This window comes from uncultured Roseibium sp. (genome assembly GCF_947499295.1).
GTDB lineage: Bacteria > Pseudomonadota > Alphaproteobacteria > Rhizobiales > Stappiaceae > Roseibium.
Genome location: NZ_CANMNP010000005.1, coordinates 181,898 through 199,877, shown reverse-complemented (window position 1 = coordinate 199,877; position 17,980 = coordinate 181,898). Strand labels below are relative to the sequence as shown.

At 55.9% G+C, this 17,980-nt stretch carries 18 protein-coding genes; 1 reads left to right on the top strand and 17 read right to left on the bottom strand.

Annotated elements, in window-relative coordinates:
- Window positions 1-53: 53 nt before the first annotated feature.
- The 15 genes from glmM to ruvC form a co-directional block, all read right to left on the bottom strand.
- Window positions 54-1,400, bottom strand: a complete 1,347-nt coding sequence (gene glmM / locus Q0835_RS10885; RefSeq protein ID WP_298819951.1) for a phosphoglucosamine mutase — start codon at window positions 1,398-1,400, stop codon at window positions 54-56.
- Between the two features lie 170 nt (window positions 1,401-1,570).
- Window positions 1,571-3,490 carry an ATP-dependent zinc metalloprotease FtsH gene (ftsH, locus tag Q0835_RS10880; protein WP_298819949.1) on the bottom strand — a complete coding sequence of 640 codons (1,920 nt, stop codon included), beginning with the start codon at window positions 3,488-3,490 and terminating at the stop codon, window positions 1,571-1,573.
- A 169-nt stretch (window positions 3,491-3,659) separates the two neighbouring features.
- Entirely contained in the window at window positions 3,660-5,036 is a 1,377-nt protein-coding gene (tilS, locus tag Q0835_RS10875; protein WP_298961021.1) for a tRNA lysidine(34) synthetase TilS, read from the bottom strand.
- Window positions 5,020-5,985 carry a tol-pal system protein YbgF gene (ybgF, locus tag Q0835_RS10870; RefSeq protein WP_298819945.1) on the bottom strand — a complete coding sequence of 322 codons (966 nt, stop codon included), beginning with the start codon at window positions 5,983-5,985 and terminating at the stop codon, window positions 5,020-5,022. The genes tilS and ybgF overlap by 17 nt, the downstream gene beginning before the upstream one ends.
- Before the next feature lie 251 nt (window positions 5,986-6,236).
- The gene (gene pal / locus Q0835_RS10865) at window positions 6,237-6,722 is read right to left on the bottom strand and encodes a peptidoglycan-associated lipoprotein Pal (RefSeq protein WP_298819942.1); all 486 of its coding nucleotides are present in this window, start codon (window positions 6,720-6,722) and stop codon (window positions 6,237-6,239) included.
- Window positions 6,723-6,862: 140 nt separating this feature from the next.
- Entirely contained in the window at window positions 6,863-8,134 is a 1,272-nt protein-coding gene (gene tolB, locus Q0835_RS10860) for a Tol-Pal system beta propeller repeat protein TolB (protein ID WP_298820177.1), read from the bottom strand.
- A gap of 120 nt (window positions 8,135-8,254) precedes the next feature.
- The gene (locus tag Q0835_RS10855) at window positions 8,255-9,214 is read right to left on the bottom strand and encodes a TonB C-terminal domain-containing protein (RefSeq protein WP_298819939.1); all 960 of its coding nucleotides are present in this window, start codon (window positions 9,212-9,214) and stop codon (window positions 8,255-8,257) included.
- 6 nt (window positions 9,215-9,220) lie between these two features.
- Entirely contained in the window at window positions 9,221-9,673 is a 453-nt protein-coding gene (gene tolR / locus Q0835_RS10850) for a protein TolR (RefSeq protein WP_152499922.1), read from the bottom strand.
- 3 nt (window positions 9,674-9,676) lie between these two features.
- Complete coding sequence (gene tolQ / locus Q0835_RS10845) at window positions 9,677-10,384, bottom strand: protein TolQ (protein WP_298819936.1); 708 nt, start codon at window positions 10,382-10,384, stop codon at window positions 9,677-9,679.
- Window positions 10,385-10,649: 265 nt separating this feature from the next.
- Entirely contained in the window at window positions 10,650-11,117 is a 468-nt protein-coding gene (gene ybgC, locus Q0835_RS10840) for a tol-pal system-associated acyl-CoA thioesterase (RefSeq protein ID WP_298961018.1), read from the bottom strand.
- A gap of 90 nt (window positions 11,118-11,207) precedes the next feature.
- Entirely contained in the window at window positions 11,208-13,319 is a 2,112-nt protein-coding gene (locus Q0835_RS10835) for a HAMP domain-containing methyl-accepting chemotaxis protein (protein ID WP_298961015.1), read from the bottom strand.
- 116 nt (window positions 13,320-13,435) lie between these two features.
- On the bottom strand, window positions 13,436-14,476 hold the full coding sequence (gene ruvB, locus Q0835_RS10830; RefSeq protein ID WP_298961012.1) for a Holliday junction branch migration DNA helicase RuvB: 1,041 nt from the start codon (window positions 14,474-14,476) through the stop codon (window positions 13,436-13,438).
- On the bottom strand, window positions 14,466-14,711 hold the full coding sequence (locus Q0835_RS10825) for an endonuclease (protein ID WP_298819926.1): 246 nt from the start codon (window positions 14,709-14,711) through the stop codon (window positions 14,466-14,468). Before Q0835_RS10825 ends, ruvB begins: the two co-directional genes overlap by 11 nt.
- Complete coding sequence (gene ruvA, locus Q0835_RS10820; RefSeq protein ID WP_298819925.1) at window positions 14,708-15,325, bottom strand: Holliday junction branch migration protein RuvA; 618 nt, start codon at window positions 15,323-15,325, stop codon at window positions 14,708-14,710. Before ruvA ends, Q0835_RS10825 begins: the two co-directional genes overlap by 4 nt.
- A complete protein-coding gene (gene ruvC, locus Q0835_RS10815; RefSeq protein WP_298819924.1) occupies window positions 15,322-15,837 on the bottom strand; it encodes a crossover junction endodeoxyribonuclease RuvC in 516 nt (171 codons plus the stop codon). Before ruvC ends, ruvA begins: the two co-directional genes overlap by 4 nt.
- A 201-nt stretch (window positions 15,838-16,038) precedes the next feature.
- On the opposite strand from ruvC, the gene Q0835_RS10810 reads away from it, so the two are divergent.
- A complete protein-coding gene (locus tag Q0835_RS10810; RefSeq protein ID WP_298961008.1) occupies window positions 16,039-16,800 on the top strand; it encodes a sulfite exporter TauE/SafE family protein in 762 nt (253 codons plus the stop codon).
- Here Q0835_RS10810 and Q0835_RS10805 read toward each other — a convergent pair.
- Together Q0835_RS10805 and Q0835_RS10800 are read right to left on the bottom strand one after the other, a co-directional pair.
- Window positions 16,789-17,118, bottom strand: a complete 330-nt coding sequence (locus Q0835_RS10805; RefSeq protein WP_298961004.1) for a MazG-like family protein — start codon at window positions 17,116-17,118, stop codon at window positions 16,789-16,791. The two genes, Q0835_RS10810 and Q0835_RS10805, sit on opposite strands and share 12 nt — an antisense overlap.
- 83 nt (window positions 17,119-17,201) lie before the next feature.
- Window positions 17,202-17,948 carry a YebC/PmpR family DNA-binding transcriptional regulator gene (locus Q0835_RS10800; protein WP_298819919.1) on the bottom strand — a complete coding sequence of 249 codons (747 nt, stop codon included), beginning with the start codon at window positions 17,946-17,948 and terminating at the stop codon, window positions 17,202-17,204.
- Window positions 17,949-17,980 lie beyond the last annotated feature (32 nt).

Sequence of the window (17,980 nt, the reverse complement as noted above, 5' to 3'; positions counted from 1 at the left end):
AAAGCCGTCCAAGTCGGGCGGCTTGAATACAGAAAATAAACATAAGATGATCTTCAGGCCGCAGCCGAAGCAACCACACCGGCAATGTCATTGACTACTTGGTTTACGAGATCAGCATCATCCCCTTCCGCCATCACCCTGATCAAGGGCTCCGTCCCGGATGCACGAATGACAAGACGACCGGTTTTTCCAAGTCTGGCCTCGCCATCCTCAATCGCCGTTTTCACCTTATCTTGTTCCAGCGGAGTGCCCCCCTTGTAGCGGACATTCTTTAGGATCTGAGGCACCGGCTCGAACCTTCGGCAGACTTCCGAAACCGGCTTGTTCTGATCCTTGACACAGGCCAGCACCTGAAGTGCAGCGATCAGGCCGTCGCCCGTTGTAGCGAAATCGGATAGGACAATGTGACCTGATTGTTCACCGCCGACATTGTAACCGTTGGCCCGCATGTGTTCGACCACATAGCGGTCTCCCACCTTTGTTCGTGCGAGCCCCAAACCAAGATCTTCCAGGTATCGTTCCAGCCCAAGGTTGGACATGACAGTCGCCACGATCCCGGGCGCTGACAGCCGGTTGTTGGCCTGCCAGGACTGAGCCACCAGAGCCATGAGCTGGTCGCCATCAACAACCGTCCCGTTTTCATCGACAATGATCACGCGATCCGCGTCGCCATCGAGCGCGATCCCGATATCCGCCCGCACTTCGTGAACCTTGCGCGAGAGTGCTTGTGGCGAGGTGGAACCGCAATCCTGATTGATGTTAAACCCGTCCGGCGTAACACCCATGGAAATGACATCTGCTCCCAGTTCCCACAACGCCTCCGGTGCCACTTTGTAGGCGGCTCCATTTGCGCAATCAATCACGACCCGAAGGCCTTCAAGGTTCATTTCCCTTGGCAAAGTGCGCTTTGCAAATTCGATATAGCGCTGCTGTGCGCCATCAATTCGTTTCGCGCGGCCAAGATCGCGCATGCCGGCAAGGCGAGAGGTCAGATCGCTTTCAACGAGAGCCTCGATATCCTTCTCTATGCCATCACTCAGCTTGAATCCGTCCGGCCCGAAAAACTTGATGCCGTTGTCCTGGAAAGGATTGTGCGAGGCAGAAATCATGACCCCAAGGTCGGTTCTGAGTGATCTCGTCAGCATCGCCACCGATGGTGTCGGCATTGGGCCAAGCAGAAAGACATCCATGCCAACCGAGGTAAATCCGGCAACAAGAGCATTTTCGATCATATACCCGGAAAGGCGGGTGTCCTTGCCGATGACCACACGATGCCGGTGTCCGCCGTTTCTGAAAACGAGACCGGCGGCCATACCGACTTTCAAGGCCATTTCTGCGGTCATGGGATAACAATTGGCCTGGCCGCGAATACCATCGGTGCCAAAGAATTTACGCATCAATCATGCCTGTCTGACTATTTGTTTGGCGTTCCTTGTAACGCAATCAGGAACGTCTGCGCTTCAAAATATGTGAGCAATTGTTACTAATCACTAACAAGTCTTCGGAACGTCTAAATGAAAAATGCCCGGCGATGCCGGGCATTCTCGACTTGCGATCTCTGTTTGACGGATCAGGACTGCGGTTGAGGCTCCATGCCACCACTCGCCTCGTCTCCACCGCGCTTCGCTCCCGCTGTCGGTACAGCGGATGACCGGCCTACGGGTTGATCGTCATCCGTATCGCGAACCGGCGGCTTCCCGTCCAAGAGATCCTTGATCTCGTCACCGGACAAGGTCTCATACTCCAGGAGCCCTTTGGCGATCGTGTGAAGCTGGTCCTCATGGTCTCCAAGGATCTTGTTTGCTGTCTCATATCCTTGATTTACGAAGGATTTGATTTCTGCATCCACGATCTTCTGGGTCTCGTCAGAAACGCTCTGGTTCTTGGCGACCGAGTGTCCAAGGAAAACTTCTTCCTGATTTTCACCATAAAGCAGCGGGCCGAGCTTGTCCGACATGCCGAACTGGGTCGCCATTGCACGCGCCAGCTTGGTTGCCATCTGGATGTCGCCAGTTGCGCCGGAAGTGACTTTCTCGTAGCCAAAGATCATTTCTTCGGCGACACGTCCGCCCATGGCCACAGCAAGGTCAGCCTTACACTTGGCGCGGGTCAGGGACACCTGATCTTTTTCTGGCAGACGCATCACCATACCGAGCGCGCGACCCCGCGGGATGATTGTTGCCTTGTGGATCGGATCAGACGCTTCCTGATGCAGCGCAACCAGCGCATGGCCCGCTTCGTGATAAGCGGTCAGTTTCTTTTCTTCCTCAGTCATGACCAGTGTACGGCGCTCTGCACCCATCATGACCTTGTCTTTGGCATCCTCGAATTCAGCCATCGTCACCAGACGCTTCGAACGTCGGGCGGCAAGAAGAGCGGCTTCGTTGACGAGGTTCATCAAATCCGCACCCGAGAACCCGGGCGTTCCACGTGCGAGTGTCCGCACATCGACATCCGGAGCCAGAGGCACTTTGCGCATATGCACTTTCAGGATCTTCTCACGGCCGGTGATGTCAGGGTTCGGGACAACGATCTGACGATCAAAACGGCCCGGACGCAACAGCGCCGGATCAAGAACATCGGGGCGGTTGGTCGCTGCGATGATAATGATGCCTTCATTTGGCTCAAATCCATCCATTTCGACCAGCAACTGGTTGAGCGTCTGCTCACGTTCATCATTGCCGCCGCCAAGGCCGGCACCGCGATGACGGCCGACCGCATCGATTTCGTCGATGAAGATGATGCAGGGCGCGTTCTTCTTCGCCTGTTCAAACATGTCGCGAACACGGGATGCACCCACACCAACGAACATTTCCACGAAGTCGGAACCGGAAATGGTGAAGAAAGGAACGTTCGCTTCACCTGCAACTGCTCGCGCCGTCAGCGTCTTACCGGTACCCGGAGGGCCAACCAGCAACACGCCGCGCGGGATGCGGCCGCCGAGACGCTGGAACTTCTGCGGGTCGCGCAGGAACTCAACGATCTCCTGAAGGTCTTCCTTGGCTTCATCGATACCTGCGACGTCTTCAAACGTCACACGGCCATGGGCTTCGGTCAGCAGCTTGGCTTTGGATTTGCCAAAGCCCATTGCCTTACCGCCGGACCCTTGCATCTGGCGCATCACGAATATCCAGATACCCAGTATAATCAGCATGGGCAGCCACGAGAACAGTGCGCCAAGCAGCGGTGAACTTTCCGCAGGCGGCGTTGCCTTGATCAACACGCCCTTTCCACGGAGTTCGTCGACATACTGCGCACCGTCGGGTGCATAGGTCTGGAAGGCACCACCACTATTGTAGTTGCCGGTGATCTTCTGTTCCTGAATGACAACGGATCTGACCTCACCATTGTCGACCTGTTTCATGAAGTCCGAATAAGCAATGTCATTCGTTGCGCCTTGTTGCGCAGGACTCTGAAACAGCTGGAACAATGCGATCAAAAGCAGGGCGATGATCACCCAAAGAGCGAAGTTGCGAAAATGTGCGTTCATTTTGTTCCCTTAACCGCCCGACGCGACTTATCTGCACGCGGTTATTTCTCTTCCAGCGAAGATAGGTCGCCCAAAGCCCTCTGCCAAGGCGGTGCGCCATAGTTGCGCAGATGAACTGACTATTTTGTTAAGCCAGGACGTCTATCAGATGTTGCGAGTGGGGAAAACTCTAGATTTCCCCGTTTTCGGCATCTTCGTCGAAATGGTTACCCGGCAATTTAACTCGTTTTGGCAGCCGCTCCAATTCCAAATCCTCACACATGTCGGAATTGACAGTCTCAAAACTGACACTGGCAGCGTGATTTAGCGCAATACCCTTGCCTGTCCAGATAACGGGCGAACAGTCAAAAGCCTCACGGGGCCAGCCATCCGGCCAAATAATTGTGCTTCTGGCGATCGGCGCTTTGCAAAGAGGCCCAAGAAAAAAGCCCTCTTGAAAACCGGCCCGTTCGCTTGCTTCCGGTACTTTATACCGAAATCGATTGTCCCAGATCCCGCCCCCCACAAAGGGAGCGATTGTTGCGGGGACTTTTCGACCGGGTTCTCGCCAACACCAGATTGTCTCCTCGCTGGCCCCCAACTGGCACCCCGACAGGGTTTGCCGAAACGTTTCCTTCGTCATCAGACCACTGTCCAGCGCCTGAATGCTTGAAAACCTGCGCTTGATCTGCCGTCCGCTGACCCGATCCAGCAACAACCCCAAGAGCCGCAGCCGAAACTCTTGCTCCAAAGCTCGAAAGGCAGGCAAACGCAATTTGACCGGCCCTGCGGGATGCTCAACGAAGAGACGTTCGGCAATTTCCTGCACGGACACTTCCAAAGCCTGGCGCGCTCGACGAACATGCAAACTGGTTTGAGAAATTCGCTCCGGCGTCAAACCTTCAGTTTCCAACAGTCCCAAAATGCGCCGCAACCGGCTTCTCTTGTATTTCTCATCTCCGTTGGAAGGATCTGAGCACCAGCTCAGTCCACGTTCCCTGAGGCTGGCTTCCAGCTGCGCCTTTCGTACACTTAAAAAAGGACGCAAAAGCCGCAGTCCCTCCGGGCCATCCGGCTCGTCAGCAGCCATGGCACTTAATCCGGATATACCGCTGCCTCGGGTCAGACGATCCAAAAACGTCTCTGCCTGATCGTCAAGATGATGGCCCAGCAACAGCGCCTGAGCGCCGGCATCAGACAGACGGCTTGCAATAAGTTGGTAGCGCGCAACGCGTGCCTCTTCCTGAATATTGGCCAAGGGTTTGGCTCCAACCCAACGCAGCACAGTCGCGGGCAACCCCCTTTTCCCAGCTTCCTGGACTACAAAAGAGGCCTCTTCCGCGCTCTCGGACCGCAATCCGTGGTCGACAATTACCACTTCCGAGGATCCGGACCAGCCGGTCCTTTGACGCCATTCATCAAACAGCACCATGAGGCAAAGCGAGTCCGCGCCGCCGGATACAGCAAGTGCGAGGCTTGAAAAAGAATTCAGTTTTGAAAAGAGGAAATCGACGTCTTCGACCGGGAGCCCTTGCGGCTCAACCGGTCCGTCAGGAACATTGTGCACGGCTGCGCTCGTCCCGCGCCTGTGTCAAAACCGCCGAAGCAGCGTTCGGGTATTTGTTCAAAAGTTCTGAAAACGTTGCACAGGCAGCTTCGGCTTCACCGAGACCGCGCAGGGAAACACCAAGTTTCAGCAAACTATCCGGGCTTTTCGAGTTGCCTGGATGATCTGTATAGGTCTTCAGAAATGCGTCAGCTGCTTCGCGGTAATTCTGCTGCGCCAGAAGGCTTTCCCCAAGCCAGTACTGTGCCTGTGCGGTCAGGTCGCTGTTGGGGTAATTCTCAAGAAAATTGCGAAACCCTTGCTCCGCGCCCCGATAGTCACCGTTCACGGCCAGCGAATAGGCCTGATTGTAGTCGGTGTTCGGATCACCGCTACCAATAACCGAAGCGATTTGATCGTCATCAGTCGCCAACCCGGGCCCCGGTGTCGACAAGTCGTCACCAAGGCCGTTCAAACCATCAAGGCCACCATTGGCAAGAGCTGACAGATCAATCGGCCCATCAGTCGACAACCCGTTGCCCTCGTAGCCGCCTGACTGATCCCAGTTGCCATCTCCGGAACCATCAGCCGGCAGTGCCGCTGCACTGCCGTTAGGAGCAGCCAGAGTGCCTGTTCGCGGCGATCCGTCCGCAGCCAGCCCCGGGGCAGTGCTGCCCGGAGCTCCCTGAGGCACGAATTGCGAGCGTTTGCCAGGTGTTCCGCCTTCCAACTGCTGAAAACGGTATTCATTGTCTTCCTGCATGCGGCGGATCTGATCCTGCAGTTCCCGCATCTGAAAAGACATTTGTTCCAGCTGGCCGGTCAGAACCCTGATCCGGTCTTCCAGCTGGCTGATTCTGACAGCCGATTCGTCATTCCGCCGACCGAACAACTGTGCTTCGGACGGTGTGGCAGTTGCGATGACAACCATCGCCAAAAGGAAACCTGCCAAGCCCTTCATATGTCGCATTCGCTCCTCCGGGTTGGGATCTGTTAGCATCCGTCGTCAAGTCTTTTCATCAGACTGATTTCGTTTGCAGTACAGTTCCTCGCGCATGTTGTCTTAACATGCCCCGCTCTTTACTCAAGTGCACAGAGCGCCCGGACTTCGGCTAAAGTTTGACGGTCCGTGGTATCGGCAGGGAGAAATCTGTTTCAGTCCGTCAAATACGAAAAAAGCCGGACACGTGGTCCGGCTTTTTCTTGTACTTTACAGTCCGATCAATTGGTCGCGTTGTTCAACACGGTCACCGCGCGACGGTTCTGCGACCAGCAACTGTTGTCGTTACAGACCGCAACAGGGCGTTCCTTGCCGTATGAGATGGTTTTGATCCGCGACGCGCTCACGCCCTGGCCGACAAGATAGTCGCGCGCAGCCTGCGCACGTCTTGCACCCAGCGCAATATTGTACTGCCGCGTACCACGCTCATCCGCGTGCCCTTCCACCGTGATGGTGTATTGGGAATAGCGATTGAGCCACTTGGCCTGATTGGCAAGCGTAGCCTGACCTTGCGAGTTCAGCACCGACTGGTCTTCTTCAAAAAACACGCGGTCGCCGACATTCACGACAAAATCCTGGCCGGTTCCCGGTTTCACATTGCTTGAAAGCCCGTCCGGTTTGGTCTGGGCACATGCGGCCGCGAAAAGAACGGCGAAACAGATCACGATCCATCGCGCGCTCTGACCGGCGTATTCTCGTTTGAACATTCCTGTCTCCTAATCCCCAGCCCGACTCCCGGGACTCCCGGTTCTTGGTAAACGCTTTCTAGTCAAAGCTGGTTAAAAGCCTCTTTGCAAACATGGTTAATCGTAACTTAACACGAACGCTGAAGAGACTTTGCTGTTGTTTAGTCTATGAGAGGCGACCATGACGGGTCCGAAGCGAAGGCAGGCGTATCCAGTCTCAGCTCATTGTAGCCCGTCAGATCAACGGTCCAGACTTGCGGACCGCCATTCGCGCCCGGCGTGTCGCGGAAGAACACCAGAACACGGCCGTTTGGTGACCATGCCGGCCCTTCGTTGTGGTAGCCCTCGGTGAGGATACGCTCACCTTTTCCATCCGGACGCATAACACCGATCATGAACCGTCCCTGATGCTGCTTGGTAAATGCGATCAAATCACCGCGAGGTGACCAAACAGGTGTTGAATAACGGCCGGGTCCAAAAGAGATGCGCTGCGCGTTTCCGCCGTTCGCACCCATGACATAAAGTTGCTGTGTCCCCCCACGATCCGATTCAAACACGATGCGGCGGCCGTCGGGCGAATAAGACGGGCTTGTGTCGATGGCCGCCGTATTGGTCAGGCGCGTCGTTCGGCGGGACCGCAGATCCATTTGGAAGATGTTGGCATTGCCGCCCTGCTGCAGGCTCATGATCACGTTTTGACCATCAGGAGAAAACCGCGGCGCAAACGTCATTCCCGGAAAATTGCCGACAATCTCTCTCTGGCCTGTTTCGATGTTGAGCAAGTAGACACTTGGGTCAGCACCACCATAAGACATGTAGGTGATTTCCTGGCTCGTCGGCGAGAAGCGCGGGGTCAGAACCAGATCGTCACCCCGGGTCAGGTACCGCACATTGGCGCCATCCTGATCCATGATGGCTAGACGCTTGATCCGTTTGTCCTTAGGCCCGGTTTCATCGACATAGACAATCCGCGTGTCGAAGTAGCCTTTTTCGCCAGTCAGGCGCTCATAAATCGCGTCCGCAATGATATGCGCCAGACGCCGCCAGTTTTCAGGGGTCGTGTAAAACTGCTGTCCGAGCATTTGCTCGGCAGCAAACACATCCCACAGACGGAATTCGGCGCGGAGCCGGCCGTCCGGCTGTTTGATCACTGTGCCGGTCACCAGGGCCTGAGCACTGATCTGACGCCAGTCGCCAAAGCGTGGCGTGGAATTCACGCTCATGTTTTTTTGGATGAAACTTGCCGGGTCCAGAGGGTTGAAAAGCCCTGAACGTTTGAGATCCGCTGCAATGATGCTGGTCATATCAGCAGCCAGTTTGCTGTCCCCGCCATCGGCGGAAAAGGACGGCAAGGCAATGGGAAGCGGCTCGATATTGCCCTGCGTGATATCAATCTCGACCAATGCGGACGCGGGTTGAGGAGCCAGCGTCATCAGGACTGCGGCGACCAATGCGAGCCCCGGGACCTTGTGGCCAACGAGATCAGAAAGACGTTTCAACATTCCACGCATGAGCAATATCGCTCCCTCACCAACATTGTCCGGATTTCCGGACTATCCCCCGATGATCATCTCTCTCGGGTCAAAATTGATAATCACTTCCTGCCAAGCGTCATACTTGGCAATTGGAAGAGAATAAGGCTGACAGCGCATGACTGCGCGTACAGCGCTGCTTGCCGCCGCTCCGAAGGCCGGGTTCCCGTTCGAATTGAGCACCCGTGGGTTCCCTGAAACCTGACCATCTTGCGACAGGTTGAATTGTACTCTAACTTTGAGCTCTTCGGCACCGACAGCACCGACAGGCGGGTTCCAGCAGGCAGCCACCTGACCGCGCAGGGCATCCAGTTCGGACTGGGACATGCGCACATTCTGAGCACCATTGCGCGAACCCAGCGATGCTGGTTCCTGCGAAGCGTTTCCTTGCTGTCTCTCAGGTTCAACCTTGTTCAACAGCGCCGCTATTTCTTCAGTGTTGAGGTCTTCTCTCGGCGGCTCCTGCGTCCTGCGCGGCGGCGCAGGCTTGGTGCGGGGAGCAACGCTGGTGACGATCGGTTGTGGCGCAGGGGCTGCTTCCTGCTGCGGGGCTGGTTCAGGTGCCGGTTCCGGATCGGCAGCAGGCTCAGGTGGAGGCGCAGGCGCAGGTTCGGGTGCAGCGACGGGTTCCGGCTCTGGTTCAGGTTCAGGATCAGCAACGGGCTGAGGTTCCGGAGCAGGTGTCGGTGCGGGTGACGGCGTCGGCGGTGTCGGCTGCTCAACCTGGCTCTCACCTGGTCTGTCAGTCGGTTGTGGCGGCTCTTCCACCTCGGTTTCAGACGGCTGAGTTGCAGCCACGTCGCGGACCTCGGCAGTTCGCTCACCAATGCGAAGTCGGGTAAATTCTTCAACGGGTATCAGGTCGACCGGCAGGGATTCGACCTGTGGAACAGAAAAACTCTCCGCGTCCGGAAAGGCCAACAAGCCCCAGAAAAGAATGGCCGAGTGACCGGCTAATGACGCGATGAGACCTGCGCGCATGACGCGTTACGAGTCCCGTTCTTCCAGAGTGACAAGGCCGAGCCGTTTAAACCCAGCCGCATTGATCCGGCCCATGAGTTGCATCATGGTGCCGTAATCGGCGTCCTGATCTCCGCGCACATATATGCGCTCCTCGTATCCGTTTTCCGCAATCGCCTCGAGTTTGGGCACGATTTCGTCGATGGCAATCGGTGTGTCCTGAATGAAAATCTCACCCGCCGAATTGACCGAAATCGTTATCGGTTCCGTGTCACCTTCCAGCGCCTTGGCGCGGGTCTCCGGCAGGTCAATGGGAACGCCGACCGTCAGGAGCGGAGCGGCAACCATGAAGATGATAAGAAGCACCAGCATGACGTCGACGAAGGGCGTCACGTTGATTTCGCTCATGGGCGCGTGCCGACGGCGGCGACGCCCTCTGCGCCCTCCACCTTCTTCTGCGGATCCGACCTGCATGGCCATGCCTTAGCCTCTCTCGTCGATCTGGCGTGAAAGGATCGCGGAGAATTCATCCGCAAAACCTTCCATCCGGGCAACTGCCTTGCCAACGTCGGAATTGAATTTGTTGAAGGCAATCACGGCCGGAATTGCGGCAAGCAATCCGAGCGCAGTTGCAAAAAGAGCTTCGGCAATACCCGGCGCCACGACGGCGAGATTGGTGCTTTCGGAAGCTGCGATCGCCTGAAAGGCGGTCATGATCCCCCAAACGGTGCCGAACAGACCGATAAAGGGAGCAGATGACCCGACCGTTGCCAGGATCAGCAACCTGTTCTCCAGCCGCTCCGCTTCACGCTGAATGGTGACGTCCATGACCCTGTCAATGCGTTGCTGCAGGCTACCGATGGCCGGCCGCTGGCCTTCATGACTGCGCTTCCATTCCCTCATGGCGGCAACGAACAACGCAGCCATGGAATGGTTCACACGGTTGTGGAGCGTGTTGTAAAGCTCTTCAAGCGACTGACCTGACCAGAAGACCGTTTCAAACCGTGTCATCTGGCGCCGTGTGCGGCCAATCAGCAGAATCTTGTCGACTATGATCGCCCAGCACCATACCGACGCAGCGAGCAACCCGATCATGACAATCTTGACGACGATATGCGCCTGCCAGAACAACGCAAAAAACGACAGCTCGTGTTCTGGTGCTGCCAAAGTGGATTGGACGAGTGTTTCCATTTATTCCTTAGACCTCTAGGCCGTCTGACGCTGTTGCGCTTTAAAAGAACCGGCAGCCACAGCAGAGAACCGGAATCAGACAACCAGCTCGAATAACCAGTCGCCTCTCTGACGTTTGAATTTGTCAAAACTGGGACTTTTCCAACCTTTAAGCCCCTTTCTAAAGGAATCAATTAAGGTAAATGCAAGATTAACGAAGCGATTTGTTTTGTAAGTATTTTGCTTTGTAAGGGTTTCTGTTCCCGCAAGACCACACTCAAGTCGATCACCTGGTGAAGGTTTCATCCGGCAGATGACGTTGAAGTTTTTCTGCCAAAGCAACGGGTAAGCGGGTTGGCTTGCCTTCACTCGTGATGATTGCAACCGTCACGGCCGCCGAGATCATCAATTCGTCACCTCTGTGGATCAATTGGTCCAGCTTCAATCGAGCGCCCCTGTATTCTGCGATACTCGTGTGCACTTCCAGCACATCGTCGATCCTTGCGGGCCTTTGGAAGTCGAGTGTCATGGTCCGCACTGCGAACGCAAGAGACACGCCATGGACGCCCTTTGCCAGTTCGGCATGATGAATTCCCACGAGACGAAGAAAATCTGACCGTGCACGTTCGAAGAAGCGTACATAAGCCCCGTGATACACGATCCCGGTAAAATCAGTGTCTTCATAGTAGACGCGTACCGGAAGCACATGACCGCCTTCTTCCAGGCGGCCGGCAAGGTCGGGCCAATCCGTCACATCCACACCCCTTCATGACACTTAAAAAAAGCCCCCCGATCTTCTGACCGGGAGGCCTCCATTGCCTTGAACACTTACCTAGGTTCGACGTCAGGCCGCCGCAACCTCGGAGAGGAATTTCTCCACCGAGGCACGAAGTTGCTCGGCTTGCTGTTTCATTTCGATAGTTGCCGTCAACATGTCATCGACCGCCAAGGAGTTTTCTGAAACCCCTTCATTCAGCGATGCAACTGTCGACGCGACACTGCGTGTGCCATCTGCGGCTTCCGCCACGTTTCGGGAAATCTCACCCGTTGCCGAGCCCTGCTGCTGAACAGCATCGGAAATGGTTGTTGTATAGGAATTGACTTCCTCTACCGATTCCGAGACCCGGGCGATTTCTTCCACCGCTTCGGTGGTCGACGCCTGGATCGCAGCGATCTGCGCCGAAATCTCTTCGGTTGCCTTTGCCGTTTGACCGGCAAGCGACTTTACTTCCGAGGCAACAACCGCAAAGCCCTTGCCGGCATCTCCGGCACGTGCGGCCTCAATCGTCGCGTTCAGGGCCAATAGATTGGTCTGTTCGGCAATCTCTGAAATCAGCGACACGACGTCGCCAATCTTGTTGGCAGCTTCCGCGAGACCAGAGATTTTCGAATTGGAGCTCTGGGCGGCGGTCGTTGTCTGGCTGACGATCGATGCCGTTGTTTCCACCTGACGGGAAATCTCCGAGATCGAAGCATTCAGCTCTTCGGTTGCAGAAGCAACGGCCTGCACATTGGACGATGCGTTTTCAGACGTCGTCACCGCGGCTTCACCCTGCTCGGAGGCGGATGCAGACCTCTGACTGAGCTGCGAGGAAACATCCTCGACCCGTGCAATGTTGGTTTCAACCAGTTCCAGTACGGCCTGGGACTCTGCCCGGAAGTCGCCGATCAGGGAATCGATCAGCTTCTCGCGCTTTTCACGGGCGATATGGCCAACCTTGCGTTCCGACGCCATGCGTTCGCGCTCAACGGAATTGTCCTTGAACACTTCGATGCAGCGCGCCATGCGACCGATTTCATCATGACGCTCGGTTGCTTCGACAGCCACCTCCAGATCACCATCCGCAATCTTGCGGGCCGCAACCGATAGCCGCTCCATGGGAGAGAACATGCGGCGCGTGATCCACCAGATCAGAAGAACGATCGGCACGAGGCAGGCAAATCCTGAAATGACGGCGCCGTATGTGATCCGGTCAGCAGCAGCGGACAGTTCAGTCTGCTGAACAGCATCCACAACACCATAGACCGTTCCCTGATAGGTGTTGGTGGCTTCAGCAAAACGATAATCATTGCCGTCCAGTTTGATCAGACGGTCGCCCGCGGAAATTTCGCTCAGCATGTGAACGGCTTCTGCCTTACCGGCATTGTCCAGCTGGATAGCCTTTCCGGCAACATCCACCAGGAAGAAGCGTTCGCTGTCTGCAAGTCCTGTCGGTTCATTCAACAGCGATGCCAGCGCCTGCATATTCGCAGAGAAGGCAACAGCGCCAAAGAAACGGTCGAGATAGAAGACAGGTGCTGCAAGCACCAGCGACACGGTGCCATCTTCGCCGGTGACAAACCCAGACGAATAGATTTGCCCACCGGCAAGGGTTTCGTCCTTTGCGGCGGCAAACAGTTTGCCGAATGCGGCCTGGACAGGATGACCCTGGATATCGGCAGCATCCACGTGATGGGCGAATTCCTCACCCTTGCCATAAGTGTAGGTGATGAAGCCGTCCGGGTTGGCAAGCGCAGCATCAGAGAACAGGCCTTGGCCGATAACATCCTGATAAATCGGATGCACCACCTTGTGATTGTTCACGTAGTAGTTGGATTCTGCCGGCTCAACCAGCAGATGACGCTCGTGAGCTGGATGCGGATTGTCTGTGACGAAAATCTTGCGGAGCGTCTCGTTCTGACCCTCTTTCAAGTTTTTCCAACCCACCAGGGTCTTCATCAGGCTGTCCTTGGCCTCTTCAAGAGACACGAAGAACTTCGCGCTGTACGTGACTTGGTCCAGTGCCATTTCAAGCACTTTCTGCTTTGCCTTGGTGGCACTTTCCAGCCCGTTGTCCGCCTGTCCGTTGGCAACGTCCCTGGACAACATGGACGTAACGGTAACAATGGCGACGCACATGGTCAGAGCGCCAGCCAGAAACATAAGAGCAAGTTTTGATGAAAGCCGCTTACGCATGATTCCCCCACAAATTTGGGGGATCATAGGTTGAGATTCGCCAATAAATGTTTAATCAAAGTCGAGCTAGTTCGATAAAATTACCTATAAGTTGACTTTCAAAATCACACGTAAAACTAGTCCGGGTCCTGAAACAAACCCATTTGCGGAGCGTTCGGCCGGGACGGCGTAGCCAGTCCTAGATGCTCGAATGCCATGGGTGTCAGAACGCGCCCGCGCGGTGTTCGCTGCAGGAAACCATTCTGAATCAGATATGGTTCGACAATCTCCTCAATAGCGTCCCTTGGCTCCGACAAAGCTGCCGCAATGGTCTCGATCCCAACGGGCCCACCGCCAAAATTGACGGCAATCTGATTGAGGTAGCGCCGGTCAAGACTGTCCAACCCCGCTTGGTCGACCTCCAGCTGACGCAACGCCTTGTCGGCGAGCGCACGATCAACTCTTTCCGTGCCTTCGAAGACGGCAAAGTCCCGCACGCGGCGAAGCAGCCGGCCTGCAATACGCGGCGTACCGCGAGACCGCTTTGCAATTTCGCGTGCACCGTCTTCGGCCATGCCGATCTGAAGGATCGATGCGCCCCGCTTGACGATATGTTCAAGTTCCGCGACCGTATAGAATTGCAGACGCACGGGAATACCGAACCGGTCACGCAGCGGTGTTGTCAGGAGGCCAAGCCGCGTTGTCGCGGCAACAAGAGTGAATTTTGCCAGGTCGATCTTCACCGATCGCGCCGCCGGCCCTTCACCGATGATCAGATCGAGCTGGTAATCCTCCATTGCCGGATAAAGCACTTCCTCAACCGCAGGGTTGAGCCGGTGGATCTCGTCGATGAAGAGCACGTCCCGCTCTTCCAGATTGGTGAGCAGAGCTGCAAGATCGCCTGCTTTGGCAATAACCGGACCGGATGTTGCCCGAAAATTCACTCCAAGCTCACGCGCCATGATCTGGGCCAGCGTTGTCTTGCCGAGGCCGGGCGGCCCGACGAAAAGCACATGATCAAGCGCCTCTCCACGTGCCTTGGCCGCACCAATGAAAACTTTCAGATTGGCACGCGCCTGGGCCTGGCCGACAAACTCGTCCAAAGCCTGCGGACGCATGGTGCTGTCGATCTCATCGCCGCGAATTTCCGGTGTCACAATGCGTTCGTTATCCGACATGGCTAACGACCACAAACAGCATCACCAGGAGAAACAGGGAATATGCCACCCTGATCGCATAGAATTTCTTGAACTGGCTTCGCACAAACGGATCGTCCGTTTCGATACGGCGCCCCTTGATCGCAAATGGACGATCGCCGACAGACAGCGAGAAACGGTGGTCCAGATACATGATACCGCCGATCCCCAGGACAATGAATGTTATGGCAATGACGGCATAAGTGAACGCTATCATGCGGACAATTCCTTCAAACCGAGGCGGATCAGCTTTTCCGTAGATGCATCTTCACCTGCGGACTGCATTGCCTTGGCAACAGCCGCACTTGCCTGTGGCTGAGGGTAACCGAGATTTGTGAGCGCGGAGACGGCTTCGGCAACCGGGCGCGCAGCAACATTGTCTGCCACATCCTGCGAAACGGCAATCGTTCCTTGATCGACGGTTGCCAATCCTGGTGCCTTGTCCTTGAGTTCGGTCAGGATGCGCTCAGCGACACGTTTGCCGACACCTGGCGCGCGCGAGATCGTCGCCTTGTCGCCAAGCGCTATGGCATTGGCCACTTCACTGGCTTTCAAGATACCCAAGATACCGAGCGCAACCTTTGCCCCGACGCCTTGAACGGTCATCAGGATCCTGAACCATTCCCGCTCCGCTTCTTGAGCGAAACCGAACAATCGGATCATGTCCTCACGCACCATGGTTTCAATGAACAGTACCGCCGCTTCTCCGGTTCTCGGCAAGCCCTGAAGAATGCGTGAAGGGCAGTGAACCTGGTAGCCGACACCGTGCACGTCGAGGATCACATGATCTTCCCCGTAACTGTCGACGGTCCCTTTCAGCTTTCCGATCATACCGCCCCCATCGCCGCAAGGCGTGCTGCGCTGTTGGCCCGATGCTGTGCGTGGCAGATGGCAATCGCAAGCGCATCTGCCGCATCGTCCGAGTTGAACGTCGCACGGGGCATCAGCACCTTGACCATTGCCCGGATCTGTTCTTTCTCAGCGTGTCCTGTTCCAACCACGGTCTTCTTCACAAGATTGGGCGCGTATTCTGCGACCGCCAGTCCAGCAAGCGAGGGAACCAACAACGCCACGCCACGGGCTTGGCCGAGCTTCAGCGTCGCCCCGGCATCCTTGTTTACAAATGTATGCTCAACGGCAGCTTCTTGCGGCTCGTGCTGCCGAACAACCTCGGAGAGCCCGTCATGCAACTCCACGAGACGCTCGGCCAGGCTTTTCTTGTTGTTTGAAGTCACCGTGCCGGAAGCAATGAAGGACAGCCTGTTACCCGCCGCCTCGATCATGCCCCAACCGGTGCGCCGCAGTCCCGGGTCGATCCCCAGCAATCGAATCGCATGTGTCATGGAACAAATCGGTAACAAAACTTCTTCGTTGACGCCAGCAGAAGCGGAGCTTACCAACCTAAAGCCTGTCCAAAACCCGGTCAGAGAGGCGTAGTTGGCATATGTTGTCCATCTCCGGCACTGCCCTTGTCGATCGTTTTCGGCCTTCGGCTTGAGGCAAACGACCGCCATCGCATGGATGCCGCTCACCAAAGAGATTGCATGGACGAAATTTTCACCTCGTTTACACCTGAGATGCTTGCCTTCCTGGCGCTAGTTCTGTTCGTAGCCGGGTGCGTTCGCGGGTTTGCAGGTTTCGGTGCGGGCATGATTTTCATCCCGGTTGCAACGAGTGTCATCCTGCCCGCCACCGCAGCTGCGACCTTCCTTTTCATAGACAGCATCGTGACGCTGCCCCTTCTGGTACGTGCCGTCAGGCAGTGCGTATGGTCCACAGTGTTGCCCGCCGTGTTCGGCGCAATTGTTTTTGTGCACTTCGGCGCATGGCTTCTGGCCAATACGGACATTCTTGTTTTGAGATGGGCCATCTTTGCCATCGTGACCGGGCTACTGCTGCTTTTGATTTCAGGCTGGCGCTACCGAAAGCAGCCTAATTCGGCGATTTCGTTCGCAACAGGTGGCGTCTCCGGCATTCTTGGAGGCGTATCGCAAGTGTCAGCCCCACCCGTTGTTGCCATGTGGCTGTCCAGTTCCTCCAATCCTCAAACCATCAGAGCCAATCTGATCGTCTTCTTTTCGCTGGCAAGCGTGGGGACTTTTTTCGCCTATTTGCTGCACGGGTTTTTCACCATCAAGGTGCTTCACCTGCTGGTCGTTGCGGTTCCGGTTTATGCTCTTGCGATCTTTGCAGGCACGCGCGGCTTCAAATGGGCAAATCCGAGCCTTTATCGGAAGGTCGCCTATGTCCTGATTGCCCTGGCTGCTTTGACAAGCATGCCCGCGCTGGATGGACTATTCCGTTGACGCTTCTTGTTCCAGAACCTTTTCTCGCCACTTCCCGCATTTTTCGCTCATGAGCCGTTCCAGCTCGCTCTCAAATTCTGAGCGGCTTGAACATGCTTGCGCAAGAATGCTTAGAGCGACGATTGTTGCATCGACCGCTTCTTCGCGCACATCCTCAATGGAATGGTTCTTGTAGGCACTGCCCGGGGCCTTGGTGACGGACAAAACAGCCTGAGCCAGTTCACCGGCCTCTTCGGAAAGCTTCAAGGTGCGTTCCTGCAGCGTCTTGGGATCGTCCTGGGTCAACTCGAAAATCTGGAACACTCCGAAACCTTTCAATTCTCAACGCCCGCAATGCACCAGCCTTTCGAAACGAAAAACCCCGGCCAGGCCGGGGTTTTGCAAAGCATCGTCACGCACGCTCAGGTCGCGAGCGCGGCCATGGTTTCTTCATCAACATCGAAGTTCGAATAAACGTTTTGAACGTCGTCATCGTCTTCAAGCATGTCGATGAGTTTCATCAGCGTTTGCGCCTTGTCCACATCGACGGGGGTCAGGTTCTGCGGTTTCCAGATAATCTTGGTGGAATCCGCTTCGCCGAGTGCATCTTCAAGCGCCTTGGCTACATCGTTCAGATCTTCAAAGGCGGTATAGATCGTGTGACCGCTTTCATCAGATTGAACATCTTCAGCACCCGCCTCGATCGCAGCCTCCAGAACCGCATCGGCCTCACCAGCTTCCGGCTTGTAGATGACCTCACCAACACGATCGAACATGAAGGAAACTGAGCCGGTTTCCCCAAGCGAGCCGCCACATTTGGTAAAATAGGAGCGGACGTTGGAAGCAGACCGGTTGCGATTGTCCGTCAGCGCTTCGACAACGACGGCAACCCCGGCGGGTCCGTATCCTTCGTAGCGGATCTCTTCGTAGTTATCGCCATCACCCGTTTGCGACTTGTTGATCGCCCGCTGGATATTGTCCTTGGGCATCGACTGGGCCTTGGCGTTCTGAACGGCAAGACGCAGGCGCGGATTGGAGTCTGGATCAGGGTCACCCATCTTTGCCGCGACGGTGATTTCCTTGGACAGTTTGGAGAACATCTTGGAGCGGGCCGCATCCTGGCGGCCCTTGCGGTGCATGATGTTCTTGAATTTTGAATGGCCTGCCATGGCTCTTCTCGGTTCTTCTTAAGGTGATGTCG